Raw genomic sequence first — 11,821 nt, 5'->3', positions numbered from 1 at the left:
TTATATATTGCCCTTTTTACTCTTTATTAAAACCCAAACAGGACTAGCTATAAAAATTGAAGAATAAGTTCCTGTTAATATACCTGCAATAAGCGGCAGTGTAAACTCTTTAATTGAATCTACTCCAAGTATATAAAGTGCAGTGATAGCAAGTATAGTTGTAAAAGATGTATTTAAGGATCTTCTAATAGTTTGTTTTATAGATAACTCTGCAGTTTCAGCAAAAGCACTTCTCTTTGCTGTTTTTAGATTTTCCCTTATTCTATCAAAAACTACGATAGTATCGTTTATTGAATAACCAACCACAGTTAGCATAGCAGCAACAAACGGACTGTTTACAGGGATTCTAAATATAGAATATACAGCCAATACTATAAGAACGTCGTGAATCAAGGCAACAATTGCTGAAATTCCATAGGAAAACTGAAATCTAAAAGTTATGTAAAGAAGCATCCCTATTGTAGCTATTATTATAGAAATAACTGCTTTATTTCTTATCTCAGCACCTATTTGGGGTCCATATTGACCAGAGCTAAGTCTATCAGCATCATCAAGGTTATACTTTTCTTTGAATTCGTTATATAAACTCACTCGTGTTTCGTTATTAAAGCTTTCAGTAGTTCTAATCTGGATGATTTCCCTTTGATTACCGATATGATTGATTGTAGCACTAGAATCATAACCATCTACAATCTCTCTTATTTCTTCAGTTGGAATATATTCATCCATTTCAATCTGAATTACAGTACCACCTGTAAAGTCTATACCATAGTTAAATCCTCTTATTGCAGCAAGAGATAGACCTACAATAATAATTACTAAAGAAATTGCAAAAAATACTTTTTTATTTTCTATTATTTTCATGATTCTCCCCCTATACTCCAAAATATTTGGTATTTTTAAGATTCATTGCTCCAACTGTGATTTTAAGGAGAAATCTGGTTATTACTATTGCTGTAAGCATGGATACTACAAGTCCAATCATTAATGTAATAGCAAACCCTCTAATTGGTCCAGTTCCAAAATTATAAAGTACAATTCCAGCAATAAAAGTAGTTACTTGAGAGTCTAAAATAGTTGACATAGCTTTGTCAAAACCAGAATCTATAGATACTCTAACTGATTTTCCAAAACTTAATTCCTCTTTTATTCTTTCGAAAATAATTACATTTGCATCAACTGCCATACCAACAGATAGTATTAATGCAGCTATTCCAGGCAGTGTTAATGTTGCATTCATCAATATATAGGTATATGTAAAAATAATCATATATGCCATAAGAGATAAAACAGCAACAAGTCCTGGAAGTCTATAATAAATAATCATAAAAAGCATAACTAATAATATTCCTATTATAGCTCCCTGAATACTTTTTTCTAAAGCTGTCTCTCCAAGAGTTGCCGTGATTGTTGAGCTTTGAACCTCTTCAAAATCCACTGGCAATGCTCCTGCTCTGATAAGTCCAGCAAGTTCTGAAGCTCCTTCAACTGTAAATTGTCCTGTTATTTGAGCTTTTCCGTTAGGAATTTCTTCATTTACTATAGGACTTGAAATTACCTCGTCATCTAAAACTATAAATAAAGGCTCACTTGTAGGAGCTAATTTTCTAGTGGCTTCGGCAAACTTTCTGCTTCCTTCTGCATTAAACTCTAAGGAGATGAAAGGCTGGTTATTTCTGTTGTCTATCATTACCTCTGCTTTAGATACTTCTGCACCAGAAACAACTACTTCACCGTCAGGCATAATAAACTGAAGCTGAGCTGTCTTCCCTATAGTACTTATAGCCTGCTCGGAATCCTCTACCCCTGGTAGTTCGATTCTTATCCTTTTTTCTCCTTCTCTAACAATTATAGGTTCAGTTAGACCCATTCCATCTACTCTTCTTCTAAAAACCTCAATTGTTTGGCTTATAATTCTATCCATTTCATCTCCAGTAGCTGAAGATTGTGCTTCATATACTACAAAGACTCCACCTCTTAAATCAAGTCCTTGCTTTATATTCGTTCCAGCAGGTGATATAGATGCTCCGCCTATATTTAATCCATTTATAGCTATAAAGCCACTTAAAAGAATTACTATAACACTACATACTAATAATATCCGATTTTTACTTTGCATATAAATTTCCTCCTAGCTATTTATGATTTTCAGCCAGCTCTGTATAATGCTCAGCTGATTTTTTTATACCTTCAATTTCTTCTTCAGAAAGATTTCTTATAACTTTTCCAGGACTCCCTAATATAAGAACACCTTCTGGAAATTCTTTGCCTTGAGGAATTAAAGATCCAGCTCCAATAATAGAATTTTTGCCAATCTTAGCACCATCCATTATTATGCTGCCCATACCTACAATGACATTGTCAGATATCTCAGCGCCATGGAGAATAACTCTATGTCCCACTGTAACATTATCTCCAACAACCACAGGATAATCTTTGTCAACATGGACAATACATAGATCTTGTATATTACTCCCTTTTCCTATAGTAATACTTCCTTCATCAGCTCTTAATATAGTTCCATACCAAATACTGCTTTTTTCTCCAATATAGACGTTTCCTATCACATCTGCATTTCCAGCTAAAAAACAACAATTTGATATATCTGGACTATTTCCTTTATAATCTTTTATCACAGCAATCTCCTCTTTCTCTATTAGATTTGCATCTACGATTATATAATAATAACTTCTATATGTCCAAAAAAAATCTTCCACCTTTTTAAGGAATAAAATAAGTGGAAGACTTATGTTTTAGGGTTTTACTTTTGCAATACCCCATTTCTCAAAAACTATTTTTGTCTTATCTGCCCCTATTTCGACAGTAACTGATTCTTCATTGATTTTGATTATTTTTCCAACAATCCCTCCAATTGTAACCACTTCATTTCCAACTTTTAGACTTTCGCGCATATTTTTTAGAGCTTTTTCTCTTTTTTGCTGAGGTCTAATAAGTAGAAAATAAAATATTACAACAAATACTAAAGGTACGAGCAGTCCACTTAATTGCTGAGGGTTCATTTTATTCACCTCCTACTAAGGGCGATTTTTATACAATTATTATAATAACTTATTTTTTATATTTCTTCTATAATTTTATAATAATCCATAGCTTCTAAAAAAATCATTTTTAAAATCAAGAAGTCTATCATTCATTATAGCTTCTCTCACATCCTCCATCAGCTTTAGAAGAAAATGAAGATTATGGGTTGTTATTAGTCTTGAGGCTAATATTTCATTGCATTTTACCAAATGTCGTATATAAGCTCTTGAATAATTTCTGCAGGTATAGCAGGAACAATTTGGATCTAGAGGTGTGAAATCTTCTTGATAAGTAGCATTTCTCACTACTATTTTCCCAAGACTTGTAAGTGCTGTTCCATTTCTAGCTATCCTAGTTGGAAGCACACAATCAAACATATCTACTCCTCTTATTACACCTTCTAATAAATCGTCGGGACTTCCAACTCCCATAAGATATCGTGGCTTATCCTTTGGAAGTAGTGGAGTAGTATTTTCTAAAACTTCGTTCATAATATCTTTTGGTTCTCCAACTGATAGACCTCCAATTGAATATCCTGGAAAATCAATCTCCATAAGCTCCATGGCTGATTGATATCTCAAATCCTTATACATACCACCTTGTACTATTCCAAATAAAGCTTGTTTTTCAGGATATTTATGAGCGTCTTTTCCTCTTTTTGCCCATCTTGTAGTTCTTTCTAAGGATTTTTTTACATAATCATAATCTGCTGGATAAGGAGCACATTCGTCAAAAGACATAATAATATCAGCACCTAAAGAATTTTGTATTTCAATTGCCTTTTCTGGACTAATAAAGTGTTTTGATCCATCTATATGTGATCTAAACTCTACTCCTTCTTCAGATATTTTTCTAAGAGGTCCCAAACTAAAAACTTGAAAACCCCCGCTGTCTGTTAAAATTGCCCTATCCCAATTCATAAACTTATGTAGACCACCTGCTTTTTCAATTAATTTATGGCCAGGTCTCATATAAAGATGATATGTATTTGATAAAATAATTCTAGCATCCATTTCCTTGAGCTCTTCTGGTGTCATAGACTTTACAGTTGCAAGAGTCCCTACAGGCATAAAAATAGGAGTATCTATTATACCGTGTGGGGTATGAATTTTTCCTAGCCTTGCTCCACTTTGTTTACATGTTTTTATTAGTTCGTATCTAATTGCTGACATTTTTTCATTCCCTTCTAATTTCTAAAAAATATACATGGCATCGCCAAAGCTAAAAAATCTATATTTTTCAGCAATAGCACTTTTGTAAGCGTTTAAAACATTCTCTTTTCCTGCAAAAGCACTTATCATCATAATTAAAGTAGATTCTGGCAAATGAAAATTAGTGATTATAGAGTCTACGAATTTAAAATCATATGGAGGGTATATAAAAATATCAGTCCACCCTGATTTATGAACTATATAACCGTTTTCAGAGGCTGATTCAAGAGTTCGTACACTAGTAGTACCTACACATACTATTCTTTTCCCTTGTTTTTTTGAAGCATTTAACCGCATAAATGTATCATCATCTATCGCAAAATATTCTTTATGCATATTATGTTCTTTTATATCATCTGTCATTACGGGTCTAAAGGTTCCTAAACCTACATGAAGGGTTACATACTCAATTTGAACACCTTTATTCTTAAGATTTTCCATAAGCTCTTCAGTAAAATGAAGGCCAGCAGTAGGAGCTGCAGCTGAACCACTTATTTTTGAGTATACAGTTTGATACCTCTCTTTGTCTTCAAGCTGATAAGTTATATATGGAGGTAAAGGCATTTTTCCTAGTTTATCCAAAATTTCTTCAAATACTCCTTCAAATTTGAACTTTATAACTCTTTTTCCTTCTTCTAATACATCAACAACTTCTCCTTCTAATAAACCCTCACCAAAGGATATTTTAGTTCCAAGTTTTAATCTTTTTGCTGGCTTTGTTAAAGCTTCCCATGTATCAATAGATAATCTATTTAAAAGCAAAGCCTCTACTTTTCCATCAGTTGCAAATTTTGTTCCAATAAGTCTTGCTGGAATTACTCTAGTATTATTAAGCACTAAAACATCATTTTCAGATAATAAATTTAATATATCTTTAAAATTATTGTGAGATATTTCTCCAGTTTTTTTATTTAGCATCATTAGTCTAGATTCATCTCTGTTCTCTAAAGGCACTTGAGCAATCAACTCTTCTGGTAAATCGAAATAAAAATCTTTTGTTCTCAAATTCAGCATCCTTTCCTACTTGATATGAACATCAGTAAAGTAATGTTGTAAAATTTCTTGATAAGTAAAGCCTAGCTCACCCATTTTTTTTGCCCCATACTGGCTCAGTCCAACTCCATGACCCCAGCCCTTTCCAGAAAAAATAATTTTATCTGTATAAAAATTATCTATATTCTCAAAATCCCTCTCATCTGAAGAACCTGATAGAACGCTTCTTAAGTCGTTAAACAAGGCCCTCTCAGAATAATCCGTATTCGTAGTTTGGATCACATTAATATTTTGGGAGGTATTGGTTTGAGTATTTAGTGTGAAAAAATTACTTTTTAGACTAAAAAATGAGCGAATCGACTCTTTTTCTAAGGAATGGTTTCCTAAGCTTCCTTTAATAACAACCTTCATAGCTCTATTATTTTGAGATTTTTGGCTAACCTCAATTCCTACAAAGCTTCCTATTTGAATATTTCTATCTTTTAAAAGCTTATCTATTTGTTCTTTAGTAAATTCTACTTCCCAATTGTCATGAGGAGAACCAAGTGAATAAGGGTCCTGTACTCCTTTTAAATAAGGAAAGCTTGCAGACCATATATTTTCTGAATTTTCTGTTTGACCACCACTTGATGAATGGTAATAAACCTCAGCAATATCATTATTATAATAAAGAAGCTGACCTTTTGTACTATCAACAGCAGAATTTGAATTTCTATGTTCTGAGGAAAGCCCCTTATATACTTGAGATGCAGTAGTTGAGCATAGATTAAATCCAAGCTTAGAATATTTATTTAAATTTTTAACAGCAAAATTTCTAGCTGAAATAGCTTGAGCTTTCAGCGCTTCGATGTTCCATGAAGCAGGCATCTCATTTGGAACCACTCCATATAAATACTCTTCTAATTTAAGTACATTTATAACAGTTAATCTATTATTAGTTCCAATCTTAAAAGAAACTCCTCCTCTATAATCCGATGTATGAATCTTTATTTTTTCTTCTGAAGATGTAATCATCAAATTTTCAGCCTCAAAATAACCTGCGATAGGGGATTTATCATGTGTTAAAAGAAGTATAGAATTTTCTGTAGTAGAAGTACCTAAGTTAAAGTTAATACCTGGATTTTGAGAGGCGATAAAATATCTTCCATTTTTTAAATAAACAAAAGCTTTTTCACTTGAAAGCATATTTAAAAGCTCTGTTTCCATATAGGCTTCAGAGAAAGATACGTAAGATTGCTCAGAAAGATATATAGTTCCTCTATATGGGACAACTTCAATACTATTTGGTAGACTAGAGATTAAGTTTTGACCTGTGGTATTATCTATTAGATTTAAATTTTGTCCGCCAATATTTACACTTTCACGTCCCGTAGATTCAAAAAAAAGACCTATCTTTATATATTCAGGGACTTGGTTAGTTTGAAAAATTCCATAGGCTGTTAGATGGGAAAATAAAAAACAACCTATTAAAACTAAAGTGAAAACTGTTTTTTTCATAACTAATCTCTCCTAACTCTATTAAAATGTAGATAAGTAAGGTCTGTAGCCATTCTACCTCGAGGAGTTTTTTGCAAGAAACCACGTTGTATTAAAAAAGGTTCATAAACTTCTTCAATAGTCATCCTGTCTTCTCCTATAAGTGCTGCTATTGTATCTAACCCTACTGGACCACCATTAAATTTTTCAACAATGGATATAAGCATCTTTTGATCCGTCTTATCTAAACCAGCTTTATCGATTTCAAACATTTGAAGAGCCTCATCCGCAAGTTTTGAAGTTATTATTCCATCTCCTCTGACCTGAGCAAAGTCTCTAACTCTTCTTAAAAGTCTATTGGCGATTCTTGGTGTTCCTCTTGATCTTCTAGCTATTTCAATGGCCCCTTCTTCTTCAATTGGTATAGACAGTATATTTGAAGATCTCTTTATTATTTCTAGAAGATCTTTTTCGCAATATAGCTCTAGATTTAAAATCACACCAAATCTATCTCTTAAAGGAGATGTGAGCATACCAGTTCTTGTTGTTGCGCCAATTAAAGTAAACTTAGGAATATCTAGTCTTATGGATCTAGCAGAGGGGCCTTTTCCAATTATTATATCTAAGCAATAATCTTCCATAGCGGGATATAGCACTTCTTCCACATTTCTATTTATGCGATGAATTTCATCAATAAAAAGTACATCCCCTTCATTCAAATTTGTAAGAAGTGCAGCCAAATCTCCAGATCTTTCAATAGCCGGACCTGATGTTACTTTAATTTCACTCCCCATTTCATTTGCTATTATATGAGAAAGTGTAGTCTTTCCGAGACCAGGAGGTCCATATAAAAGGACATGATCTAAGGACTCATGTCTTTTTCTTGCAGCTTCAATAAATATATTAAGCTGATTTACTACTTTGTCCTGACCAATATACTCATCTAAAATTTTGGGTCTTAAAGGGTTTTCGTTATCATCTTCTCTTTTATAAGAAGAGTCTAATAGCCTTTCTGATTCAAATTCATCATACATCATAATTTCTCCTAGTTTTTATTTAATAAAAGTAAAGATTTTTTTATTATATTTTCAATATTATCTGTATTATTTTGTGTAACTATTTTTTTGACTACAATTTCAGATTCCCTTTTTGTAAACCCTAAACTAATTAGAGCTTCTATGGCTTCCACTTCCAAAGTAGGGCTATTAGTAAAGAAGGTAGGTTGCACTTCTGACTCTAAAATATCAAATTTGTCTTTTAATTCTAAAACAAGTCTTTCGGCAGTTTTTTTCCCAAGTCCTGGGACTTTTGAGAGCATATTAATTTCTGAATTTAAAATAAGACCTTTAATAATCTTAGGAGGATATGTAGATAAGATACTAAGGGCAAGCTTAGGACCAACCTTAGAAACATTTGTAAGAGTACTGAAGAGCTTCTGTTCCTCATGGGTGAAAAATCCAACAAGTATGAACTCGTCTTCTCTTACAATAAACTTAGTATATATTTTTTCTTCAGACCCTATACTAAGACTGCTTAGGGTATGTGATGAAACTAAAATTTCATATCCTATTCCTCTATTTTCCAGTATAATTTTATCTATTTTTTTTTCAACAACAAGTCCTTTTATATAACTAAACATAATTTTCTCTCCTATGCTCTAAATAATTCTCTATGTTTTGCTGAATGGCAGTGGCAAATGGCTACTGCTAGTGCGTCTGCAGCATCATCTGGCTTTGGAACACTTTTAAGGCCTAAAAGAAGTCTTACCATTTCCTGGACTTGCTTCTTATCTGCTTTTCCATATCCTGATACCCCTTGCTTTACTTGTAAAGGAGTATATTCATAAATCTTTTTTTTATTGAGTTGCCCACAAAGGACAAGAACTCCACGTGCATGAGCTACTTCAATAGCTGTTTTCACATTTTTATTGAAAAAAAGCTCTTCAATAGATATTGAATCTATGTCATATGAAGATATCAATTTATCTAATTCTTTATACAAATGCTCTAGTCTTTCAGGGTAAGGGATTTTAGCTTTTGTTTGGATGGTACCATAATCTAACACTTTAAAAGAATTTGATTTATATTCTATAATACCATATCCAACTATAGCAATCCCAGGGTCAATTCCTAATACTATCATGATGCCTCCTGCTTTTTTAATATAAAACTTAATAGAGACTGCTTAAGCAGTCTCTATACTTTAGTACTTATATAATTTTATCATTTAATTACCATAAATCATATATCTAAAGGCTTCTTATTTCTACAAGATTACCTTTATTTTTTTCTACCTTAGTTGATTGATTAAGGTGTTTTATTTCGTTATAAAGGAAAATAGCAGTTACTATAGATGCTGTAAAGTCTGCAGTTGGTCCAGAAAGCCATACTCCTCTCAGACCCCAAAACTTTGGAAGAATTATAAGCATAGGCATAAGAACTATAACCTGTCTAAGCAGGCTTAAAAACATAGCTTTTGGTGCTTTTCCCACAGCTTGAAAATAATTAGAGCTTACAATTTGAAATCCTATGACAGGAAGCATTAATAAAAATATTCTCATTCCTTCAGATGCAACCTTAATTAATTCAGGATCATCATTAAAAATTTTTATGAGATTAACAGTAAAGAACTGAGTTAGTAAAAAACCAGTTATAGAAATTACTGTAGCCGCTAAAATTGCTAATTTTAAAGCTTCTTTCACTCGTTCATATTCTTTTGCTCCATAATTATATCCTATAATAGGTTGAGAACCTTGATTAATACCAAATATAGGCATTAAAAAGAATATTGCTATAGCATTTATAGCAGTCATTGCTCCAATTGCTATATCTCCACCATAAGCCTTGAGTGAGTTATTTGCAAGTATAGTCACAATACTTGCTGCAATCTGCATAGAGAATGGAGAAATCCCTATAGATACGATACTTTTTACTATGGATAGTTCTAATTTTAAATTTTTAATTTTAAGGACAAGATTGCTATTTTTAGATATAAAGTGGTATAGCACCCATGACATAGATATAAACTGGGAAATTATAGTTGCATAGGCTGCCCCTTTTATTCCCAGACCAAAGGTGAAAATAAATATAGGATCTAAGACTATATTTATAACCGCCCCAATGAGCATAGTATACATTGCAACTTTAGGGTTTCCTTCTGCTCTTATAATATTATTTAATCCAAATCCGATAGCTTGAAATATAGAACCTGCCAATATAATACTCATATAGTCATTAGCATAAACGAATGTATTTTCACTGGCCCCAAACAGATAAAGAAGTTGTTCCTTATAAAAATAACCTACAATCATTATAAAGCCCATTATTAGTATGGTAAGAGAAAGAGCATTTCCTAGTATTTTTTCAGCTTCCTTAATTTTCCCCTGACCAAGCCTTATAGATATTATTGCTCCGGATCCAATACCAACTAGCATTGCAAAGGCCATAAGTATAGTCATAAAAGGAAGATTAAGTCCTATGCCTGTCATAGCCAGATGCCCAAGTCTTCCTATATATATTCTATCTACGACATTGTATAATGCGTTTACTACCATTCCGATTATTGCAGGAATGGAAAATTTAATTAAGAGTTTACTTATTTTTTCAGTTCCCAATTCATCCTTATTTTTCATTTTTTTCTCCCCTTATGCACATAGCTTTTTTATACTCAGAAGCATTTTCCGTCATTTGTTCCATTAGTAGCTTTAGTTGTTCTTGGCTGTTTTTATCTATATCTTTAAGTATGATTTTTTTCCATTCATTGGTTATTTCCATTATTTCACTTTTTAGTTTCAAGGATTTATCAGTTAGGAATACCCTATTTATTCTTTTATCAGAGGGGTCTGAATCTCTCTTTACGTACTTTTCTTGTTCAAGACGTGCTATTGCTCTAGCGGTAGTTGCTTTATCTATATCTAATGCTTTACTCAGTTCATCCTGGCTTATTCCGTCATTTCCATATAAATAAAGCAAGAAAGTATATTGGCCGCTTCCTAGACCGTATTTTGTCATTTTCATGTTCATAAAGCATTGTCCATGCCTATATAGTATAGATATGTGACGGCCTATCCTAAAATCTTGTAAAAATGAATCCATTAGAATGCCTCCTTATTTAGTTGGTTATGCAACTATTATATCGACTTTTTGTTGCGGACGCAACTATTTAAATAAAAAAATAAGGCTAATTTGAATAAGCCTTATTTAGAGTAAATAAATTATTTTATTGTTGCCAGTTATGATATATATTTTGTACATCATCATCATCTTCAAGTAAATCTAATAATTTAAGCATACTTTTTTCTTGATCAGCATCTAATGAGGAGTGTGTTTGGGGAATCATTTCAATATCAGACGAAATAAACTCATATTTAGAGGTTAATAAACTTTCTTTGACTTCCATGAAATTTTCTGGATCAGTTATTACTACATAACAGTCCTCTTCAACAATAAAATCCTCAGCACCTGCTTCAAGTGAAGTCTCCATTAAATCGTCTTCGCTTATATCTTCATTTTGCTCTATTATAATTTGCCCTTTTCTATCGAACATAAAAGAAACGCATCCTGCTGTCCCAAGATTTCCACCATTTTTATCAAAATAATACCTCATATTTCCAGCAGTTCTATTTTTGTTGTCTGTAAGTGTTTCAACAATAACTGCTACTCCACCAGGACCATAGCCTTCATATGTTATATGCTCATAGTTTTCAGATTCCCCAGCACCAAGACCTTTTTTAATAGCCCTATCAATGTTGTCATTAGGCATATTATCATTTTTCGCTTTTTCAATAGCGTTTTTTAAAGTTGCATTATATTCTGGATCGCCACCACCCATTTTAGAAGCTACAGCAATAAGCCTAGCATGTTTAGTGAAAATTTTTGCTCTTTGAGCATCTTGCTTACCTTTACGGTTTATTATATTTCCAATACGTCCCACAGTAGGAACCTCCTTTATAATTCATTCGCTTTAAAATTTTAACATATTTTTATTTTCTGGTAAATAAACTCTTTTAATCTACTTTTCTTAATATTACTTTGAAATATTTATGTAAATACTAATTTCCATAAAAAAACTTTAGATTTGAATACATTCAGCATTCAAAT

General features: G+C 32.3%; 13 protein-coding genes. All 13 read right to left on the bottom strand.

What is annotated here, in order from left to right; translation table 11 throughout:
• Positions 1 to 864 (bottom strand): protein translocase subunit SecF, encoded by an 864-nt coding sequence (gene secF, locus J2Z35_RS07075; RefSeq protein ID WP_209660687.1) that lies wholly within the window; start codon positions 862 to 864, stop codon positions 1 to 3.
• A gap of 10 nt (positions 865 to 874) precedes the next feature.
• Positions 875 to 2,119: a protein translocase subunit SecD gene (secD, locus tag J2Z35_RS07070; protein ID WP_209660686.1), complete on the bottom strand. Its 1,245-nt coding sequence runs from the start codon at positions 2,117 to 2,119 to the stop codon at positions 875 to 877.
• Positions 2,120 to 2,135: 16 nt separating this feature from the next.
• Positions 2,136 to 2,717 carry a gamma carbonic anhydrase family protein gene (locus J2Z35_RS07065; RefSeq protein ID WP_330623409.1) on the bottom strand — a complete coding sequence of 194 codons (582 nt, stop codon included), beginning with the start codon at positions 2,715 to 2,717 and terminating at the stop codon, positions 2,136 to 2,138.
• A 36-nt stretch (positions 2,718 to 2,753) separates the two neighbouring features.
• Positions 2,754 to 3,020, bottom strand: coding sequence for a preprotein translocase subunit YajC (gene yajC / locus J2Z35_RS07060; RefSeq protein ID WP_209660685.1), 267 nt, complete (start codon positions 3,018 to 3,020; stop codon positions 2,754 to 2,756).
• Positions 3,021 to 3,095: 75 nt separating this feature from the next.
• The gene (gene tgt, locus J2Z35_RS07055) at positions 3,096 to 4,214 is read right to left on the bottom strand and encodes a tRNA guanosine(34) transglycosylase Tgt (RefSeq protein WP_209660684.1); all 1,119 of its coding nucleotides are present in this window, start codon (positions 4,212 to 4,214) and stop codon (positions 3,096 to 3,098) included.
• Between the two features lie 21 nt (positions 4,215 to 4,235).
• Positions 4,236 to 5,258, bottom strand: a complete 1,023-nt coding sequence (gene queA, locus J2Z35_RS07050; RefSeq protein WP_281063627.1) for a tRNA preQ1(34) S-adenosylmethionine ribosyltransferase-isomerase QueA — start codon at positions 5,256 to 5,258, stop codon at positions 4,236 to 4,238.
• Between the two features lie 15 nt (positions 5,259 to 5,273).
• On the bottom strand, positions 5,274 to 6,743 hold the full coding sequence (locus J2Z35_RS07045; RefSeq protein WP_209660682.1) for a SpoIID/LytB domain-containing protein: 1,470 nt from the start codon (positions 6,741 to 6,743) through the stop codon (positions 5,274 to 5,276).
• A gap of 2 nt (positions 6,744 to 6,745) precedes the next feature.
• A complete protein-coding gene (gene ruvB / locus J2Z35_RS07040) occupies positions 6,746 to 7,756 on the bottom strand; it encodes a Holliday junction branch migration DNA helicase RuvB (protein ID WP_209660718.1) in 1,011 nt (336 codons plus the stop codon).
• An 11-nt stretch (positions 7,757 to 7,767) separates the two neighbouring features.
• The gene (gene ruvA, locus J2Z35_RS07035; RefSeq protein WP_209660681.1) at positions 7,768 to 8,361 is read right to left on the bottom strand and encodes a Holliday junction branch migration protein RuvA; all 594 of its coding nucleotides are present in this window, start codon (positions 8,359 to 8,361) and stop codon (positions 7,768 to 7,770) included.
• 11 nt (positions 8,362 to 8,372) lie between these two features.
• Positions 8,373 to 8,864 carry a crossover junction endodeoxyribonuclease RuvC gene (gene ruvC, locus J2Z35_RS07030; RefSeq protein ID WP_209660680.1) on the bottom strand — a complete coding sequence of 164 codons (492 nt, stop codon included), beginning with the start codon at positions 8,862 to 8,864 and terminating at the stop codon, positions 8,373 to 8,375.
• 106 nt (positions 8,865 to 8,970) lie between these two features.
• Entirely contained in the window at positions 8,971 to 10,353 is a 1,383-nt protein-coding gene (locus J2Z35_RS07025) for an MATE family efflux transporter (RefSeq protein ID WP_209660679.1), read from the bottom strand.
• Positions 10,343 to 10,816 carry a MarR family winged helix-turn-helix transcriptional regulator gene (locus tag J2Z35_RS07020; protein ID WP_209660678.1) on the bottom strand — a complete coding sequence of 158 codons (474 nt, stop codon included), beginning with the start codon at positions 10,814 to 10,816 and terminating at the stop codon, positions 10,343 to 10,345. The genes J2Z35_RS07025 and J2Z35_RS07020 overlap by 11 nt, the downstream gene beginning before the upstream one ends.
• Before the next feature lie 124 nt (positions 10,817 to 10,940).
• On the bottom strand, positions 10,941 to 11,654 hold the full coding sequence (locus tag J2Z35_RS07015; RefSeq protein WP_209660677.1) for a YebC/PmpR family DNA-binding transcriptional regulator: 714 nt from the start codon (positions 11,652 to 11,654) through the stop codon (positions 10,941 to 10,943).
• Between the last annotated feature and the right edge of the window lie 167 nt (positions 11,655 to 11,821).

This window comes from Acetoanaerobium pronyense, assembly GCF_017874355.1.
GTDB classification, from domain to species: domain Bacteria; phylum Bacillota; class Clostridia; order Peptostreptococcales; family Filifactoraceae; genus Acetoanaerobium; species Acetoanaerobium pronyense.
Note: the sequence above shows the minus strand (reverse complement) of the source record. Positions and strands in the feature narration are given on the sequence as shown.